Origin of the sequence: Pseudomonas sp. SWRI179 (assembly GCF_014268705.1) — a bacterium.
Taxonomy (GTDB): Bacteria; Pseudomonadota; Gammaproteobacteria; order Pseudomonadales; family Pseudomonadaceae; genus Aquipseudomonas; species Aquipseudomonas zanjanensis.
In genome coordinates this window covers 38,704-57,367 of sequence record NZ_JABWRA010000009.1, presented here as the reverse complement: position 1 = coordinate 57,367, position 18,664 = coordinate 38,704, and the positions used below count along the sequence as shown (strand labels likewise).

The window sequence follows — 18,664 nt, the reverse complement described above, 5'->3', positions numbered from 1 at the left end:
CCGCTGCTCGCGTACAAATCATGTCAACGTTCACCCGGCTTTAAGGCTGACAATGCGACTGGCGTTTTCTTCACTGCTATTGACTGCCGCAGTCCTGCTCACAGGCGCCCCAGGCGTCGATGCAGCACCGCAACATGCCCTGACCGTCTATGGCGAACCCGCCAAATATGCCGAAGGCTTCGGCCACTTCGCCTACGCCAATCCCCAGGCCCCCAAAGGTGGGACCATGCGCCGCTCGGCCATCGAGATCGGCCACTTCGACCACATCCTGCCCTACATCGACAAAGGCATCGGCGTCAGCCAGATCGACGGGATGCTGTATTCACCACTGGCCCAGCGCTCGCTGGACGAGCCCTATACCGTTTATGGCCTGGTGGCGCAGAAGATGGAGCGTGCCGACGATGGCCTGTCCCTGCGCTTCTACCTGAACCCCAAGGCCCGCTTCGCCGATGGCAAGCCCATCACAGCCGAGGATGTGCGCTATAGCTTCGAGCTGCTGATGACCCAAGGCAGCCTGCGCTATCGCACCCAGTTCGCGGCGGTCAAGGACGTCGTGGTCGAGGACGCGCGCACCGTGCGCTTCAACTTCAAGAACAACGAAAGCCGCACGCTGCCCCTGGACGTCGCCACCCTGCCGGTCTTTCCCGAACACTGGTGGAAGACCCGCGATTTCGCCAACGGCGGCGGCTACGAGGCCCCACTGGGCAGTGGCCCGTACCGGGTGAGCAAGGTCGATTCCGGGCGCAGCATTACCTTCGAACGCAACGCCGATTGGTGGGGCAAGGACTTGCCGGTCAGTCGCGGGCTCTACAATTTCGACCATTTCAGCATCGAATATTTCGGCGACACCGACGTCGCCCGCCAGGTGCTGCGCGGCGGCGCCTATGACTACAACCGCGAATTTTCCGCCACCGGCTATTCCATCGGCTATGACGGCCCGGCCCTGCAGGACGGGCGCCTGCAAAAGGCCCACCTGGCCAAAGAGGCGCCCCAGACCGCCCAGGGTTTTGTCTTCAACCTGCAAAAACCGCAATTCCAGGATCGCCGCGTGCGCCAAGCCTTGGCGATGCTCTGGGATTTCGAATGGAGCAACCGCCAGATGATGCGCAACCTTTATGTGCGTCAGCAGAGTTTTTTCTCCAACACCGACCTCGCCGCCCGCAAACTGCCGGACGCCGGCGAGCTGGCGATTCTCGAGCCGTTGCGCGGGCAGATTCCCGACGAAGTCTTCACCCAGGTCTTCCAGGCCCCGAAAACCGATGGCAGCGGCGTGATCCGCGACAAACAACTGCAAGCCCTGGCCTTGTTGGAACAGGCCGGCTGGAAACCCGAGGGCGACCGCCTGGTGAACGCCGAGGGTAAACCGCTGAGCTTCACGTTCCTGAACAGCCAGAACGGTCTGGATCGTCTGTTGCTGCCCTATAAACGAACCCTGGCGCAGATTGGCATCGACATGAGCATCCGGCGCATCGACGCGTCCCAATACGTCAATCGCCTGATGAGCCGTGACTACGACATGATCATCACCGGCTACCCGGTCAGCACCTCGCCGGGTCTGGAACTCTACAACTACTTTGGCTCGGCGGCGGCCAACGACCCGGGGGCCAACAACTACATGGCCCTGCAGAACCCGGCGGTGGATGCCCTGATCGACGGCCTGGTCAAGGCCACGACCAAAGCCGACATGCTGCACCATGCCCACGCCCTGGACCGGGTGTTGCAATGGAATTACTACTGGATCCCCAACTATTACCCGCCGGGCAGCTCCACCGTGTGGTGGAACCGCTTCGGCATGCCAAAGGTCCAGGCCAGCAATGACGAAGCCATCGAAAGCTGGTGGGAAGTGAGCACCACACCGCTGACCAACGAGCAGATGCGCGCCGAACGCCTCAGGCGCGGCACACCCGGAGGGCCGCATTGATGTGGGCTTATATCGCGCGGCGCATGCTGCTGATCATTCCCACCCTGGTGATCATCCTGCTGGTGAACTTCGTCATCGTGCAGGCCGCGCCCGGCGGCCCGGTGGAACAGGCCATCGCCCACCTGCAAGGCATCGGCGGCGGCAGCGTCGGCAGCTCGGGCGGTGAGATGACCGGCAGCTCCCGAGCCAGTCGCGGCCTCGACCCGCAGTTGATCAAGGACATCGAAAAACAATACGGCTTCGATAAGCCGGCCCATGAGCGCCTGTGGCTGATGCTCGGCAGCTACGCCCGCCTCGACTTCGGCAAGAGCTTCTTCCGCGGCGCCACGGTCACCGACCTGATCCTGGAAAAAATGCCGGTGACCATCTCCCTTGGGCTCTGGGCGACCTTGATCACCTACCTGGTGTCGATCCCCCTGGGCATTCGCAAGGCCGTGCGCCACGGCTCGGCATTCGATGTGTGGAGCAGCACGGCGATCATCATCGGCTACGCCATGCCGGCGTTTCTTTTCGCGATGTTCCTGATCGTGATGTTTGCCGGCGGCACCTCATTGAACTGGTTTCCGGTGCGCGGGCTGGTGTCGGACAACTTCGAGTCGCTGTCGACGCTGGGCAAGATCGCCGATTACTTCTGGCACCTGGTGCTGCCGGTCACCTCCCTGGTGATCGGCGGCTTCGCCACGCTGACGATCCTGACCAAGAACTCGTTCCTCAATGAAATCACCCGCCAGTACGTGGTCACCGCGCGAGCCAAGGGCATGAGCGAACGCCGGGTGCTGTACGGCCACGTGTTTCGCAATGCGATGCTGTTGGTAGTCTCGGGCATTCCCCAAGCCTTTATCAGCGTGTTCTTCGCCGGTTCCTTGCTGATCGAAGTGATCTTTTCCCTCGACGGCCTGGGACGCATGAGCTACGAGGCCGCCGTGTCGCGGGATTATCCGGTGGTGTTCGGCTCGCTGTTCATCTTTACGCTGTTCGGCCTGCTGATCAAACTCATCGGCGACCTCTGCTACACCTTGGTGGATCCGCGCATCGACTTCGCCGCGAGGAACGCCTGATGTTCAAGCTTTCCCCCTTGGGCCGCCGACGTTTCGAACGTTTCAAGAAAAACCGCCGGGGCTGGTGGTCATTGTGGCTGTTCATCGGCCTGTTCATCCTGAGCCTGGGCGGCGAGTTGATCGCCAATGACAAACCGCTGGTGGTCAGCTACCAGGGCTCGCTGTATTTCCCGGTGTTCAAGCGCCATACCGAACAGGAGTTTGGTGGGCAGCTGCCGTTCCAGGCCGACTACCGCAGCAGCTATGTGCAGAACCTGATCCACAAGAACGGCGGCTGGCTGTGGTTTCCACCGATCCCGTTCAGCGACGACACGCCCAATTACGACCTCAACCAGCCGGCTCCGAGCCCGCCCTCGGCGGTGAACTGGCTGGGCACCGATGACCAGTCCCGGGACGTGCTGGCCCGGGTGATCTTCGGCGCGCGGGTGTCGATCCTGTTCGCCCTGGCCCTGACCACCATCAGCGCGTTGATCGGCATCGCCGCCGGTGCGTTGCAGGGCTATTACGGCGGCTGGGTGGATCTGCTCGGACAGCGCTTGCTGGAAGTCTGGTCCGGGCTGCCGGTGCTCTACTTGTTGATCATCCTGTCCGGCTTCGTCGAGCCGAATTTCTGGTGGCTGTTGGGAATCATGGCGCTGTTTTCCTGGCTGGCGCTGGTGGACGTGGTCCGCGCCGAGTTCCTGCGTGGGCGCAACCTTGAGTACGTCAAGGCCGCCAGGGCCCTGGGCCTGTCCGACCGCAAGGTGATCGTGCGGCATATCCTGCCCAATGCGATGAACGCCACCCTGAGCTACCTGCCCTTTATCCTCACCGGGGCGATCTCCACCCTCACCGCCCTGGATTTCCTCGGCTTCGGCATGCCAGCCGGCAGCGCATCGCTGGGCGAGTTGATCGCCCAGGGCAAGCAGAACCTGCAAGCGCCGTGGCTGGGGTTGACGGCATTTTTCACCCTGGCGCTGATTCTTTCCCTGCTGGTATTTATCGGCGAGGCGTTGCGCGACGCCTTTGATCCACGATCTTGAAACAGCCATGAAGCGGAACCTTGAGATGAGCGACAACCTGATCGAAATCCGCGACCTGAGCGTGGCCTTCAACGACCAGACGGTGGTGCGCAACCTGTGCCTGGGCATCCGCCCCGGCGAATGCCTGGCCCTGGTGGGCGAATCAGGCTCCGGCAAGTCGGTGACGGCCCATTCGATTCTGCAATTGCTGCCCGAGACCGGCACTCGCACCACCGGCAGCATTCGCTACCGTGGCCAGGAACTGCTGGGGGCCGAGGCCAAGACCCTGCGGGAGTTGCGCGGCAACCGCATCGCCATGATCTTCCAGGAACCGATGACCTCGCTGAACCCACTGCACAGCGTCGAAAAGCAGATCGGTGAAACCCTGATGCTGCACCGGGGCCTGGGCGGCAAGGCGGCGCGCCAGCGCATCCTCGAACTGCTGGCCCTGGTGGGCATCCAGAAACCCGCCGAGCGGCTCAAGGCCTACCCTCATCAACTGTCCGGCGGCCAGCGGCAACGGGTGATGATCGCCATGGCCCTGGCCTGCGAGCCGGAGCTGTTGATTGCCGACGAACCGACCACGGCGCTGGACGTGACCGTGCAGCGCAAGATCCTGCTGCTGCTCAAGTCCTTGCAGCAACGGCTCGGCATGTCCTTGCTGCTGATCAGCCACGACCTCAACCTGGTGCGCAGCATCGCCCAGCGGGTGTGCGTGATGAAGGCCGGGGAAATCGTCGAGCAGGCACCCTGCGAAACCCTGTTCAGCGCACCGAAACATCCCTACAGCTGCGAGCTGCTGCACGCCGAACCGGAAGGCGAGGCCCTGCCCCGGGACGAACGCGAAGACGTGTTGCAGGTGCGGGACCTGCGGGTGAGTTTTGCCTTGGGCGGTGGGCTGTTCCGACGCAAGGAATACTTGCGCGCCGTGGACGGCATCAGCCTGAGCATCCAGCGCGGCAAGACCCTGGGCATCGTCGGCGAATCCGGTTCCGGCAAGTCCACCCTGGGCCAGGCGATCCTGCGGCTGATCGAATCCGAAGGCAGCATCCACTTTCAGGGCCATGCCCTTGAACAGTTATCCCACAAGGCCCTGCGGCCGTGGCGCAAAAAGATGCAGGTGGTGTTCCAGGACCCGTTCGGCAGCCTCAGCCCGCGCATGTCGGTGCAACAGATCATCAGCGAAGGCCTCGAAGTCCACAGCCCGTCCAGCGCCGAGGCGTGTGAGGCGCAGGTGATCCAGGCCCTCAAGGAAGTCGGACTCGACCCACAGAGCCGCCACCGCTACCCCCATGAGTTTTCCGGTGGCCAGCGCCAACGCATCGCCATCGCCCGGGCCCTGGTGCTCAAGCCGGCCCTGATCCTGCTGGACGAACCGACCTCGGCCCTGGACCGCACCGTGCAGAAACAAGTGGTCGCCCTGCTGCGCCAGCTCCAGGAAAAGCACGGCCTGACCTACCTGTTCATCAGCCATGACCTGGCGGTGGTCCGCGCCCTGGCCCACGACATGATCGTGATCAAGGATGGCAAGGTGGTCGAGCAAGGCGCCAGCCATGACGTGTTCGACTCGCCCCAGCATCCCTATACCAAGGAGTTGTTGGCGGCGGCGCATCCGGGGTGGGCATAATCGGCGTCATGCCGTTGGACCGCGTCGCGGCCTTCGCGAGCAGGCTCGCTCCCACATTGGATCTTCAGCACACCGAAGATCCAATGTGGGAGCGAGCCTGCTCGCGAAGAGGCCCGAACAGAACCCACACATTCTGGAACTAGCATGAACCCCACCGAAAGCCTCAAGGATTACAAGCGCGTGCGCACGCTGGCGATCCGTTCGTTGTTCGAGATCATCGAGCAGTCCAGCGAAGGCACGGTGATTGTCGACCGTGACGCGAATATCGTCTGGATGAACGAGCGCTACGCCCGTCGTTTCGGCCTGAACTCGGCGCAGGAAGCGATTGGCCGGGCGTGTGAGAGCGTGATCCCCAGCAGCCTGTTGCGGGAAGTGGTGCGCACCGGGCGGCCGATCCTGCTGGACATGCAGGACACCCCCAAGGAGCCGCTGGTGGTGATGCGCCTGCCGATCCACGACAGCGCGGGTGCGGTGATCGGCGCCATCGGTTTTGCCTTGTTCGATGAATTGCGCAGCCTGTCGCCGATGCTCAAGCGTTACCTGAGCATGCAAGAAGAGCTGGCCTCCACCCGTTCGCTGCTGCGGGCGCGGCAAACCAAGTACAACTTTGCCCATTTCATTGGCACCAGCAGCGCCGGCCTTGAGGTCAAGCGTCGTGCCCGGCGCAGCGCCAGCGCCGATTCGCCGGTGCTGCTGCTCGGCGAAACCGGCACCGGCAAAGAGCTGCTGGCCCAGGCCATCCACAGCGCTTCGCCGCGGGCACACAAGCCGTTCGTCAGCATCAACAGTGCAGCGATTCCTGAATCGCTGCTGGAAGCCGAGTTCTTCGGCACCGCGCCGGGGGCCTTTACCGGGGCCGACCGCAAGGGCCGCGCCGGCAAGCTGCAGATTGCCCAAGGCGGCACGCTGTTCCTCGACGAAATCGGCGACATGCCGTTGCCGCTGCAAAGCAAACTGCTGCGGGTGCTCCAGGAAAAGGAATACGAGCCGGTGGGCTCCAACGAGGTGCTGCAAAGCGACGTGCGGGTGATCGCCGCCACCTCTATGGACCTGGAAGCGGCGATCAAGCGTGGAGAGTTTCGCGCCGACCTGTATTACCGCCTCAACGTGCTGCCGATCCAGGTGCCGCCGCTGCGCGAGCGCCTGGATGACTTGCCGGCCTTGAGCGAAGCGATCCTGGAAGAGCTGCGCAGCCAGCACGAACTGAACCCCGCCGCCCTCGACCTGCTGCGGCAACACGCCTGGCCGGGCAACATCCGCGAGCTGCGCAATGTGCTGGAACGGGCCGCACTGCTCAGCGATGACCTGGTACTCACGGCAACGGACATCCGCGCGGCCATCGGAACTTTCACGCCGGTGGCGCGGCCAGCGGACGTGAGCATTGAACCCCTGCCCCATGAAACCTTCAGTCAGGCCCGGGCGCGCTTCGACCGGCAATTGATCGAAACCACCCTCGCGCAATGCGGGGGCAAGGTGGTCGAAGCGGCCGAGCGGTTGGGGCTGGGAAGGTCGACGCTGTACAAGAAGATGGTGGCGTTGGGGATTGCCGAGTCTCAATAAAGAGACTCATATCTCTATATTTAGACTCCTGTTTTGGAGCGCTTCGCGCTCATCGCGAGCAGGCTCGCTCCCACATGGGGACAGCGTTTCTCCTGTTCAACGCGGTCAACTGTGGGAGCGAGCCTGCTCGCGATGAGGCCCGCACAGCTCCGAAAATCTCAAAACAGAGACTAAATCTCCAGACCACCTCCACAAAATCAAACAATTTCCTTATATTTCAGCCGGTTACGCATCTGGCACAAAACTCGCTATAGCCCCGCCACCGCTTCACCACAACAATAACAATCCAGGAGACACACCATGAGTGTGATCATTGCCTTGGCAGCTCTCACGCTGCTGATGGTCGCCGCCTACCGTGGCTACAGCGTTATCCTCTTCGCCCCCATCGCCGCCCTCGGTGCCGTCCTGCTCACCGACCCGTCCGCCGTCGCCCCTGCCTTCACCGGGGTGTTCATGGAGAAAATGGTCGGCTTCATCAAGCTCTACTTCCCGGTGTTCCTGCTCGGTGCGGTATTCGGCAAGCTGATTGAGTTGTCGGGGTTCTCCCGTTCCATCGTCGCCGCGGCGATTCGCTTGCTGGGGACGCGCCAAGCCATGCTGGTGATCGTGCTGGTCTGCGCCGTGCTGACCTACGGCGGCGTGTCGCTGTTCGTCGTGGTGTTCGCGGTGTACCCGTTCGCCGCCGAGATGTTCCGCCAGAGCAACATTCCCAAGCGGCTCATCCCGGCCACCATCGCCCTCGGCGCGTTCTCGTTCACCATGGACGCCCTGCCCGGCACGCCGCAGATCCAGAACATCATCCCCAGCACGTTCTTCAACACCACCGCCTGGGCCGCACCGTGGCTGGGGGTGATCGGTACGATCTTCGTGTTCAGCCTTGGCATGCTGTTCTTGCAACGCCAACGCAACAAGGCCCAACGCGAGGGCGAAGGCTACGGCACCGAGCTGCGCAACGAGCCGGAAACCGCCGAAGACATCCAGCTGCCGAACCCGTGGATTGCCGTTTCACCGCTGCTGGCGGTGGGGGTCATGAACCTGCTGTTCACCCAGTGGATTCCCCAATGGTATGGCAAGACCCACAGCCTGGCGCTGCCGGGCATGAGCGCCCCGGTGACCAGCGACATCGCCAAGCTCACCGCGATCTGGGCGGTGCAGGCGGCGTTGCTGGTGGGCATTATCATGGTCCTGCTGTTCGGCTTCCGGGCCATTCGCAGCAAACTGGCCGAAGGCAGCAAGAGCGCGGTGGGCGGTGCGTTGCTGGCGGCGATGAACACCGCGTCGGAATACGGCTTCGGCGCCGTCATCGCGTCCTTGCCCGGCTTCCTGGTACTGGCCGACTGGCTCAAGAGCATTCCCAACCCATTGGTCAACGAAGCGGTGACCGTCACGCTGCTGGCGGGCATCACCGGCTCCGCCTCGGGCGGCATGAGCATCGCCTTGGCGGCGATGTCCGAGACCTTCATCAGCGCCGCCCACGCCGCCAACATCCCTCTGGAAGTGCTGCACCGGGTGGCCGCCATGGCCAGCGGCGGCATGGACACCCTGCCCCACAACGGCGCGGTGATAACCCTGCTGGCAGTGACCGGGCTGACCCATCGCGAAGCCTATAAAGACATTTTCTGCATTACGCTGATCAAGACCCTCGCGGTGTTCTTCGTGATCGGTGTGTTCTACGCCACTGGCATTGTGTGAGGTTCCCCATGACAACCCCTCTTTCGGGCAAGACCGCCCTGGTCACCGGCTCCACCAGCGGCATCGGCCAGGGCATCGCCCTGAGCCTGGCCAAGGCCGGCGCCAACCTGATCCTCAACGGCTTCGGCGATGCCTCGACGGTGATCGCCGAGGTGAAACAGTTCGGCGGCAAGGTCGGCCATCACCCGGCCGACGTCAGCGACCCGGCACAGATCGCCGACATGCTCGCCTACGCCGAGCGTGAGTTCGGTGGCGTCGACATCCTGGTGAACAACGCCGGGATCCAGCACGTGGCCGCCGTGGAGGATTTCCCCGTGGAGCGCTGGGATTCGATCATCGCCATCAACCTGTCCTCGGTGTTCCACGCCACCCGCCTGAGCCTGCCGGGCATGCGGGCCAAGGGCTGGGGACGGATCGTCAATATCGCTTCGGTACATGGCCAGGTCGGTTCGGTGGGCAAGGCGGCGTATGTCGCGGCCAAGCACGGGGTGATCGGCCTGACCAAGGTGGTCGGCCTGGAAACCGCCACCAGCAACGTGACCTGCAACGCCATTTGCCCGGGCTGGGTGCTGACGCCGCTGGTGCAAAAACAGATCGATGATCGCATTGCCACGGGCGTCGACCCGCAACAGGCACAGCATGACCTGCTGGCCGAGAAACAGCCGTCCCTGGAATTCGTCACCCCGCCGCAACTGGGGGAACTGGTGTTGTTCCTGTGCAGTGAAGCCGGCAGCCAGGTGCGGGGCGCGGCGTGGAATATCGATGGTGGGTGGTTGGCGCAATAGATACGCAACCTTGTGTGGTGAAAGCGCTCTTTGTGGCGAGGGAGCTTGCTCCCGCTCGGCTGCGCAGCGGCCGCTTATTGGGTCTGCTTCGCAGCCCAGCGGGAGCAAGCTCCCTCGCCACAGAAGCAACCTGGCTACAGGAAGCACCGTTTCACCGCTTGCTCCCTCGCCACAAAGTGCGCCTTGTGCTGCAATGCTTATAAGCCCGAAAAAACAAGAGGCACCCCATGTCCGACATCCTCTGGCAACCCAGCCCCGAACGCATCGCCCAGTCACGCATGGACGCCTTTCGCCGGTTCGCCAACGCGCGGCATCAGTTGCAACTGAACGACTACCCTGCCCTGCACGCCTGGAGCATCGACCAGCGCGAGGCCTTCTGGCAGGCCATCGTCGATTTCTTCGAGATTCGCTTTCACCAAGCCCCCGACGCGGTACTGGTGGAGGGCGTGCAAATGCCCAGCGCCCAGTGGTTCCCGGGCGCCACGCTGAACTTCGCCGAACACCTGCTGCGCCGCCGCGATGACGCCCTCGCCGTGGTAGCGCTGGCCGAAAACGGCGACGAGGAATACCTGACCTGGGCCGAACTCGCCGCCCAGGTCGCCGGCCTGCAAAAAAGCCTGCAAGCGGCCGGCGTGACCCGGGGCGACAGGGTCGCCGCCTGCATGCCCAACACTTGGCAGACGTTGGTGGGAATGCTCGCCAGCACCAGCCTGGGCGCCATCTGGTCGTGCTCATCGCCGGATTTTGGCACCCAGGGCGTCATCGACCGCTTCGGCCAGATCGAGCCCAAGGTGTTGATCACGTGCGCGGGTTATCGCTATGCCGGGAAAACCATCGACCAACGGCCCAAGATCAACGAGATCCTTGAACGATTGCCATCATTGCAGCAATTGATCGTGTTGCCTTATGCCCAGCCTGACGCCCGCGTCGAAGACTTCAAGACCTCGGCTGCCGTCGCGTTGTGGAACGACTTTTACCAAAGCGGCGGCGAACCGGAGTTCGTCAGCGTCCCGTTCGACCACCCGCTGTACATCCTGTATTCCAGCGGCACCACCGGCGTGCCGAAGTGCATCGTCCATGGCACCGGCGGCGTGCTGCTGCAACACGTCAAGGAACATGGCCTGCACGTCGGCCTCGGCCCCGAGGATCGGCTGTTCTACTACACGACCTGCGGCTGGATGATGTGGAACTGGCTGGTGTCGGCCCTCGCCGTGGGCAGCGCAGTGGTGCTCTACGATGGTTCGCCGTTCCACCCCGGCCCCGCGCGCTTGCTGGACCTGATCGATCAGCAGCGCATCAGCGTGTTCGGCACCAGCCCCAAATTCCTCGCGACCCTGGAAAGCGAGGGCCTCAAGCCACGGCAGACGCACCGCTTGGACAGCCTGAAAACCCTCCTGTCCACCGGCTCGGCACTGGCGCCCCATAGCTACGACTACGTGTACCGGGACCTCAAGCCCGACATCTGCCTGGCCTCGATGTCCGGCGGCACCGACATTGTGTCGTGCTTCGTCAACGGCAACCCGCTGTCAGCGGTCCGCCGGGGCGAGATGCAGGGCAAGAGCCTGGGCATGGCCGTGCAGGTCTGGAACGAGGCCGGCACGCCGGTCATCGGTGAAAAAGGTGAGTTGGTGTGCACCCGGCATTTCCCGGCGATGCCCATTGGTTTGTGGAACGACCCTCGGCAGGAAAAACTTCGCGCGTCCTACTTCGCCCAGTTCCCCGGGGTATGGGCCCAAGGTGACTACGCCGAGGAACTGCCCCACGGCGGCCTGTTGATCCATGGACGCTCCGACGCCGTGCTCAACCCGGGCGGTGTGCGCATCGGCACGGCGGAAATCTACCGGCAGGTGGAAAAGGTCGAGCAGGTGCTGGACAGCGTCGCCATCGGCCAACAATGGCAGGGTGATGTCCGGGTGGTCCTGTTCGTGCGCCTGCGTGATGGCGTGATGCTGGATGAGGCCTTGGAACAACGGATTCGCCAGGTCATCCGGGCCAACACCACACCACGGCATGTGCCGGCGAAGATCCTCGCCGTCACTGATATTCCGCGGACCATCAGCGGCAAGGTAGTGGAGTTGGCGGTGCGCAACGTGGTGCATGGGGAGGCGGTAAAGAACACCGATGCCTTGGCCAATCCCGGGGCGCTGGAGCAGTTTCGCGGTCGGCCTGAGCTGGCGAGCTGACCGTCAGGGCCTCATCGCGAGCAAGCTCGCTCCCACAATGGATCTCCGGTGAAACGCGGGCCACTGTGGCGAGGGAGCTTGCTCCCGCTGGGCTGCGAAGCGGCCCCCATTGGGTCGCCTCGATCACTCCAATAGACCGCGCAAGCCGTTTTACGACGGCTGCGCCGCCGAGCGGGAGCAAGCTCCCTCGCCACAAGGTGAGTGTTTGCCTGGAATAGTCAGTCTCTGAGCATCAGAAAAGCGAGATTGCCCGCGGTGCACAATCACCTGATCAATCCATCAACCCCCACTCACCCGCCGACGGATCGGCCGGTGGCGCAGCCGCGCCCGACTCGCTGTGCAGCTTCAAACGCAATCGCAGGTTGTTCGCCGAGTCGGCATTTTTCAGCGCTTCTTCCTCATCGATGGCCCCTTCGACTACCAGGTTGAACAGCGCCTGGTCAAAAGTCTGCATGCCCAGTTCCTCTGACTTCTCCATGATCCCCTTGAGCTCACCAAGTTCGTTGCGCCGGATCAGGTCGGCCACCGTCGGTGAACCCAGCATCACCTCCACCGCCGCCCGCCGCTGGCCGGTGCGGGTGCGCACCAGACGCTGGGAAACAAAAGCCTTGAGGTTGTTGCCCAGATCATGCAGCAACTGCGGCCGGCGTTCTTCCGGGAAGAAATTGATCACCCGGTCCAAGGCCTGGTTGGCGTTATGGGCATGCAAGGTGGAAATCACCAGGTGCCCGGTGTCGGCGAAAGCCAGGGCATGCTCCATGGTTTCCCGATCGCGGATCTCGCCGATCAGCACAACATCCGGTGCCTGGCGCAACGTGTTCTTCAGGGCGGCATGAAAACTGCGGGTGTCGACACCGACTTCCCGTTGGTTGATGATGGATTTCTTGTGCCGATGGATGTACTCCACCGGATCCTCGATGGTGATGATGTGACCGCTGCTGTTGCGATTGCGGTAATCGATCAGCGCCGCGAGGGAGGTCGACTTGCCCGAGCCTGTCGCACCGACGAACAGCATCAAGCCCTGTTTCTGCATGATGGTGTCCAACAACACCCGGGGCAGTTTCAGGTCTTCGAAGCGCGGGATATCCAGCTTGACGTTGCGGATCACCATGGACACGTCGTTGCGCTGCTTGAAGATATTGACCCGGAACCGCCCGACGCCCGCCAGGGAGATCGCCAGGTTCATTTCCAGTTCCCGATCGAACTCAAGGCGCTGTTCGGCGTCCATCAAAGACTCGGCGAGACGGGCAATGTCGCCGACCTTGAAGGCCTCGTTAGCCAAGGGCTTGAGCACCCCTTCGAAACGCGCGCATGGCGGCGCACCCGTGGACATGTAAAGGTCGGAACCATTCTGGCTCGCCAGGATTCGCAACAACGGATCGATTTCCATGGACTGAAACTTCCGCGAGACATCAATGAAACAAGCTGAGCCGAACATGAAATCTTTCAGCCCCACTCGCACTTACCTTCCTCAAAGGATAGTAGACGCCGTGGTACAGACACGACAGGCAGGGAGTGCGTGATGAACGCGACACCCGCCGGCAGCGATACACAACGCCTGGTCAGCCAGGTGGACTGGGCCCAGACCCCGTTGGGCACCGCCCGGGACTGGCCGCAGAGCCTGCGCACCGCCGTGGACATCGTGCTCCATTCGCCTATGCCCATGGCCTTGCTGTGGGGCGCGCAGCTGTCCCACCTCTACAACGACGCCTTCGGCCGACTGGCTGGTGACAAACACCCTCGGGCATTTGGCCAGCCAACCCATGCAGCCTGGCCCGAACTCAAAGGCACGACCGAAGGAATTTATCAGCGGGTGTTACAAGGCCAGACCCACACTTGCCGGGATCAGCGATGGCGCGTGCCCTTCGCCGGCCGTCTCTGCGATGTCTGGCTGGACCTGACCTACAGCCCGGTGCGTGACGAACGCGGCAGTGTCGCCGGCATTCTGGTCACCGCCATCGAGACCAGCGAGCGACGCCGCCTGGCCATGGAGTTCGAGCGGCGTTCCGAGGCCAGCCTCAAGGCCCAGCACGAAAGCGAAGAGCGCCTGCAACTGGCCCTGGCCGCCGCCGATGCGCTGGGCACCTGGGATTGGGACATCAGCGAGGACCGCTTTATTGCCGACGCGCATTTCGCCCTGTTGCATGGCGTCGATCCGGACCTGTCGCGACAATTGCCCATCAGCGCCTATCTTGAAGGCGTGCATCCCGAAGACCGGGCGATGGTTGCCCGCAGCATCAAGCACTGCATCACCCACGGCACCGAATACGCCGAGGAGTACCGGCTGCTGCAGCCCGATAATGAGTTGCGCTGGGTGTATGTGCGCGGCCGCTGCTACAAGGACCGCCACGGCCGGCCCAAGCGTTTCCTGGGCGCGGCCCTGGACCTGACCGAACGCAAGCGCACCGAGCAGGCCTTGCGCCAGAGCCAGACCGAGCTGCAACTGATCATCAACGCCATGCCGATCCTCATCAGCTACGTGGACCGCGAGGAGCGTTTCCGGCTGAACAACAGCGCCTACCTGGACTGGTACGGCATGACTCCGCAGGAGCTCTACGGCAAGACCATCCGCGAAGTGCTCGGCGATGAGGCCTATGCCGCCCGCGCCCAACAGATTGCCGACGCCCTGGCCGGCAAGCCGTGCAGCTTTGCCGTGCAGTCGGATCATCGCGACGGTCGCCCGCGCCATTCCTTGATCAACTACCTGCCGCGCCACGGCGCGGACGGTGCGGTGAACGGCTTCTACATCTTTGTGATCGACGAAACCGAGAGTCGGAAAACCGAGGAAGCCCTGCGCAACCTCAACGAAACGCTGGAGGAACGGGTCATCGCTCGAACCCAGCAACTGGCCGAGGCCAACCACCGGCTGCAGAGCGAGATGTTCGAACGCGAGCGCGCCGAAGAAGCCTTGCGCCATGCGCAGAAAATGGAAGCCGTGGGCCAGCTCACTGGCGGCATTGCCCATGACTTCAACAACATGCTGACCGGCATTCTCGGCAGCCTCGACCTGATGCAACGCTACATCGCCGCTGGCCGTGCCGCCGAGATCGGCCGCTTCACCGAAGCGGCGGTGTCCTCGGCCAACCGCGCCGCGGCCCTGACCCATCGGTTGCTGGCGTTTTCCCGTCGCCAATCCCTGGACCGCAAGCCGCTGGACGCCAACGAGCTGGTGCGCTCGCTCGAAGACCTGCTGAGCCGGACCACCGGCGATCACATCGTGCTGCGCCTGCAACTGGCCAATGAGCTGTGGCCGGTCAGCACCGACGCCAGCCAGCTGGAAAACGCCCTGCTCAACCTGGTGATCAACGCCCGCGATGCGATGCCCGAGGGCGGCGAATTGATCGTCGAAACCGCCAATGTCTATCTCGACGGCACGGACATCAATACCCTGGAGCCGGTCAAGGCCGGCGACTACGTGATGATCGCCGTCAGCGACAACGGCAGCGGCATGACCCCCGCCGTGCTGGCCAAGGCCTTCGACCCGTTCTTCACCACCAAGCCCATCGGCCAGGGCACCGGCCTGGGCTTGTCGATGATCTACGGGTTTGCCCAACAGTCCGGTGGCCACCTCAACCTGGACAGCGTGCCGGGCCAAGGCACGCGAGTGCAGTTGTACCTGCCGCGCCTGCACGTTGCGCCGCCCCAACAACCCGCCACGCCGGAGGCGGTCGAGGCACCACCGGCCATCGCTGGGGAAACCGTACTGCTGGTGGAAGACGAACCCGCCGTGCGCATGCTGGTGCTCGACCTGTTGAAGACCTTGGGCTACACCGCACTCGAGGCCCAGGACGCCATGATGGCACTGCCCCTGCTGGAATCGGAGCAACGCATCGACCTGTTGGTGACCGACGTCGGGCTGCCGGGCATGAATGGCCGGCAACTGGCGGAAATCGCCCGCCAGCACCGCCCGGGGCTAAAAGTGCTGTTCATGACCGGCTACGCGCAGAAAGCCGCCGAACGCCAAGGGTTCCTCGAACAGGGCATGGACATGGTCGCCAAGCCCTTCACCCTCGATCTGTTGGCCAACAAGATTCGGACGATGATCAACCATGGCGGCTGACTTGAGGCATAATCGCCGCCCCGTCGCACCCTTCAGGTCACCGCTGCAATGAAAGCCCAAGCCCGCCATATCCTGGTGAAAACCGCCGAAGAAGCCGAACAGCTCAAGCAACGCATCGCCAAGGGCGAAGCTTTCGATGTGCTGGCCAAGAAATACTCCACCTGTCCCTCGGGCAAGCGCGGCGGTGACCTGGGCGAAGTACGTCCGGGGCAGATGGTCGGGGTGATCGATGCGGTGATTTTCAAGAAGCCACTGCGGGTGGTGCACGGGCCGATCAAGAGCAAGTTCGGGTATCACCTGGTGCAGGTGTTCTACCGGGATTAAAGTGATTCAGGGCTGCGAACCGGCCTTTGTGGCGAGGGAGCTTGCTCCCGCTGGCCTGCGCAGCAGGCCCGTTTTTGCGACTGCTGCGCAGCCGAGCGGGAGCAAGCTCCCTCGCCACAAAGGCATAACCTGATTCCAAGGAGATGTCAGTCCTTGGGAATCAACGCCCCCGGCACCTGGATCACCCGGCTCGCCAACCGATGCCCCGCCTCGGCCGCTTCCACCGGGCTGCCGCCCAGCAAGCGGTTCGCCAGGTAGGCGGCGCTGAAGGAATCTCCCGCCGCCGTGGTGTCGACAACACGCTCTACCCGCACGGCAGGCACTTCATAAGATTGCCCATCGCAACGAATCAAACAGGCCTCCGCACCGCGCTTGAGCACCACTTCCGGCGTGCCCAATTGCGCATACGCAGCGAATACCGCCTCGTCATCGACATGGCCGAACAGCGCCTGTTCGTCATCCACGGTCAACAGCGCCAGCTCCACGTAAGGCAGTACGCTGCGATACGCCAGGCGCGCCGCCTCGACCGAGGCCCAGAGCCGTGGTCGGTAGTTGTTATCGAACACCACCTGGGCGCCGCGGCGCCGTGCCTCGATCAGGGCCTCAATGAGTTTGCGCCGCCCCTGCTCCCCGAGCACCGCCAGGGTGACGCCGCTGAAATACAGCACATCGTAATCCGGCAACGCGGCCAGGATCGGGGCGGCGGCCGGGGTGGTAAAACACTCGCGCACCGCCGCTTCGTTGCGCCAGTAGAGGAATCGCCGCTCACCCGCCGCATCGGTCTGGATGCAATACAGACCCGGCAGGCGTCCAGGCAAGCGTTGAACCCTTTGCAACCCGATGTTTTCTTCGGCCCAGCGCTCACACATGGCATCGCTGAAACTGTCGTCGCCCAGGGCGGTGACGTAATCCACCGCCCCCCTGTCGCCCAAGGCGCGGGACAGGTACACGGCGGTGTTCAGGGTGTCGCCGCCGAAGCTTTGCAGCAAGCTGCCGTCGGCGCGTTGTTGCAGTTCGATCATGCATTCGCCGATCAGGGCGATGCGGGGTGTGGGGTTGCTCATGGATGTTCCTGATATTTCAGCGGTGTTTTACAGGCCGTCTTCGCGAGCAGGCTCGCTCCCACACTTAGGGGGTTGTGAACACAAAATTTGTGACACCAAAGGTCCCCTGTGGGAGCGAGCCTGCTCGCGAAGGGCGCGACTCGGTCTCAAGCCTCAGAAACAAGTCTCCATAGCCTCGACCACCCTCAGTTGCTCATCCACCAGGCATCCCACTCGCCACTTATCGAACGTCAGGCACGGGTGGGAAGTCCCAAACGAAATGATGTCGCCCACACGCAGCTCAACCCCCGACGCCACGCTCATGAACGCATGCTGGTCCATTACCGCCGTCACCTTGCAAGCGCTGACATCGTCCCCCACCACCGCGTCCGATCCGGGCGTGTAGCGCTTGAGCGGCACCGGTAACCCGGCGTCGTAGGCGACGTCGCGCTTGCCCAGGGCGATCACCGCGAAGCCCGGCTCCGGCAGCGATTGCACATGGGCCCAGACCTCCAGGGCCGGGTGCAGGCCTTCGTGCAGGTCGCTGCGGCGCTCCAGCACGCAGCACTGGGCCTCTTTGTAGATGCCATGGTCATGGGCCACGTAGCTGCCGGGTCGCAGCACGCTGAGGAACCGCCCGTGGGCATTCTGGGCTTCGAAGGATTCGGCGATCAGGTCGTACCAGGCCGACCCCGAGGCGGTGATGATTGGTTTGTCGATGGCAAAGGCACCGCCGTCCTGTAACTGCACCGCCAGCCGTACCAAGGAGGCTGCGAACGCGCGGATGCCGCTGATGGCGTGGTCGCCGTGGATCACCCCTTCGTAGCCTTCGATACCGATCAACGCCAGCGCCGGTTGACTGCGGATCGCCTCGGCCAGGGCCAACACCTCGGCTTCGGTCCGGCAGCCACACCGACCACCGACCACACCGTACTCGATCATCACATTGAGCCGCACGCCGCGAGAAGCGAAGTAAGCGCCCAGGTCAGCGACGTTGTCTGGATGATCCACCAGGCAATGGAATTCGAACGCCGGGTCGGCGAGCAGATCGGCAATCAGCGCCATGTTTGGCGTGCCCACCAATTGGTTGGCCATCAACACTCGACGCACGCCGTGGGCGTAGGCGGCACGGGTCTGCACGGCGGTGGCGAGGGTCAGGCCCCAGGCGCCGGCCTCCAACTGTCGGCGAAACAACGCGGGGGTCATGCTGGTCTTGCCGTGGGGCGCCAGTTCGGCACCGCTGCGGGTGACGAAATCCTGCATCCAGCGGATATTGTGCTCCAGGGCCGCGCGGTGCAGCACCAGCGCTGGCAGGCTGACGTCCCGCAGCAGGTGGGCGCCGACGGTGGCAGCGCCCTTCTCGACGCCGACATTAAGGATGGCAGATGACATGTTCGAACTCCTCGCGCA

The 18,664-nt window shown here is 63.4% G+C and carries 13 protein-coding genes; 10 read left to right on the top strand and 3 right to left on the bottom strand.

The genetic code is table 11. The features are described 5' to 3' along the window. Window positions 1-52 precede the first annotated feature (52 nt). The 8 genes from HU767_RS07310 (at window position 53) to HU767_RS07275 (ending at window position 11,827) form a co-directional block, all read left to right on the top strand. Window positions 53-1,921: an extracellular solute-binding protein gene (locus tag HU767_RS07310; protein ID WP_186710433.1), complete on the top strand. Its 1,869-nt coding sequence runs from the start codon at window positions 53-55 to the stop codon at window positions 1,919-1,921. Continuing rightward, entirely contained in the window at window positions 1,921-2,979 is a 1,059-nt protein-coding gene (locus HU767_RS07305; RefSeq protein ID WP_186729046.1) for a microcin C ABC transporter permease YejB, read from the top strand. Before HU767_RS07310 ends, HU767_RS07305 begins: the two co-directional genes overlap by 1 nt. Then, window positions 2,979-4,001: an ABC transporter permease gene (locus tag HU767_RS07300; protein ID WP_186729037.1), complete on the top strand. Its 1,023-nt coding sequence runs from the start codon at window positions 2,979-2,981 to the stop codon at window positions 3,999-4,001. Before HU767_RS07305 ends, HU767_RS07300 begins: the two co-directional genes overlap by 1 nt. 25 nt (window positions 4,002-4,026) lie before the next feature. Beyond that, on the top strand, window positions 4,027-5,607 hold the full coding sequence (locus HU767_RS07295; protein ID WP_186729133.1) for an ABC transporter ATP-binding protein: 1,581 nt from the start codon (window positions 4,027-4,029) through the stop codon (window positions 5,605-5,607). A 144-nt stretch (window positions 5,608-5,751) separates the two neighbouring features. Beyond that, entirely contained in the window at window positions 5,752-7,167 is a 1,416-nt protein-coding gene (locus HU767_RS07290; RefSeq protein ID WP_186729035.1) for a sigma 54-interacting transcriptional regulator, read from the top strand. A gap of 300 nt (window positions 7,168-7,467) precedes the next feature. After that, window positions 7,468-8,859: a GntP family permease gene (locus HU767_RS07285; protein WP_186706698.1), complete on the top strand. Its 1,392-nt coding sequence runs from the start codon at window positions 7,468-7,470 to the stop codon at window positions 8,857-8,859. A gap of 8 nt (window positions 8,860-8,867) precedes the next feature. Beyond that, complete coding sequence (locus HU767_RS07280) at window positions 8,868-9,644, top strand: 3-hydroxybutyrate dehydrogenase (RefSeq protein WP_186729033.1); 777 nt, start codon at window positions 8,868-8,870, stop codon at window positions 9,642-9,644. Between the two features lie 227 nt (window positions 9,645-9,871). After that, entirely contained in the window at window positions 9,872-11,827 is a 1,956-nt protein-coding gene (locus tag HU767_RS07275) for an acetoacetate--CoA ligase (protein WP_186729031.1), read from the top strand. 271 nt (window positions 11,828-12,098) lie between these two features. Here HU767_RS07275 and HU767_RS07270 read toward each other — a convergent pair whose 3' ends face one another. Further along, window positions 12,099-13,217: a PilT/PilU family type 4a pilus ATPase gene (locus HU767_RS07270; RefSeq protein ID WP_186706695.1), complete on the bottom strand. Its 1,119-nt coding sequence runs from the start codon at window positions 13,215-13,217 to the stop codon at window positions 12,099-12,101. A 132-nt stretch (window positions 13,218-13,349) separates the two neighbouring features. Here HU767_RS07270 and HU767_RS07265 point away from each other — a divergent pair, with 132 nt between their 5' ends. After that, entirely contained in the window at window positions 13,350-15,887 is a 2,538-nt protein-coding gene (locus tag HU767_RS07265) for a PAS domain-containing protein (protein ID WP_186729029.1), read from the top strand. Between the two features lie 48 nt (window positions 15,888-15,935). Next, window positions 15,936-16,211, top strand: a complete 276-nt coding sequence (locus HU767_RS07260; protein WP_003182808.1) for a peptidylprolyl isomerase — start codon at window positions 15,936-15,938, stop codon at window positions 16,209-16,211. A gap of 146 nt (window positions 16,212-16,357) precedes the next feature. Here HU767_RS07260 and HU767_RS07255 read toward each other — a convergent pair whose 3' ends face one another. Continuing rightward, window positions 16,358-17,275: a sugar kinase gene (locus HU767_RS07255; protein WP_186706693.1), complete on the bottom strand. Its 918-nt coding sequence runs from the start codon at window positions 17,273-17,275 to the stop codon at window positions 16,358-16,360. 153 nt (window positions 17,276-17,428) lie between these two features. Continuing rightward, window positions 17,429-18,646, bottom strand: a complete 1,218-nt coding sequence (locus HU767_RS07250; RefSeq protein WP_186729020.1) for an amino acid deaminase — start codon at window positions 18,644-18,646, stop codon at window positions 17,429-17,431. Window positions 18,647-18,664: the final 18 nt, after the last annotated feature.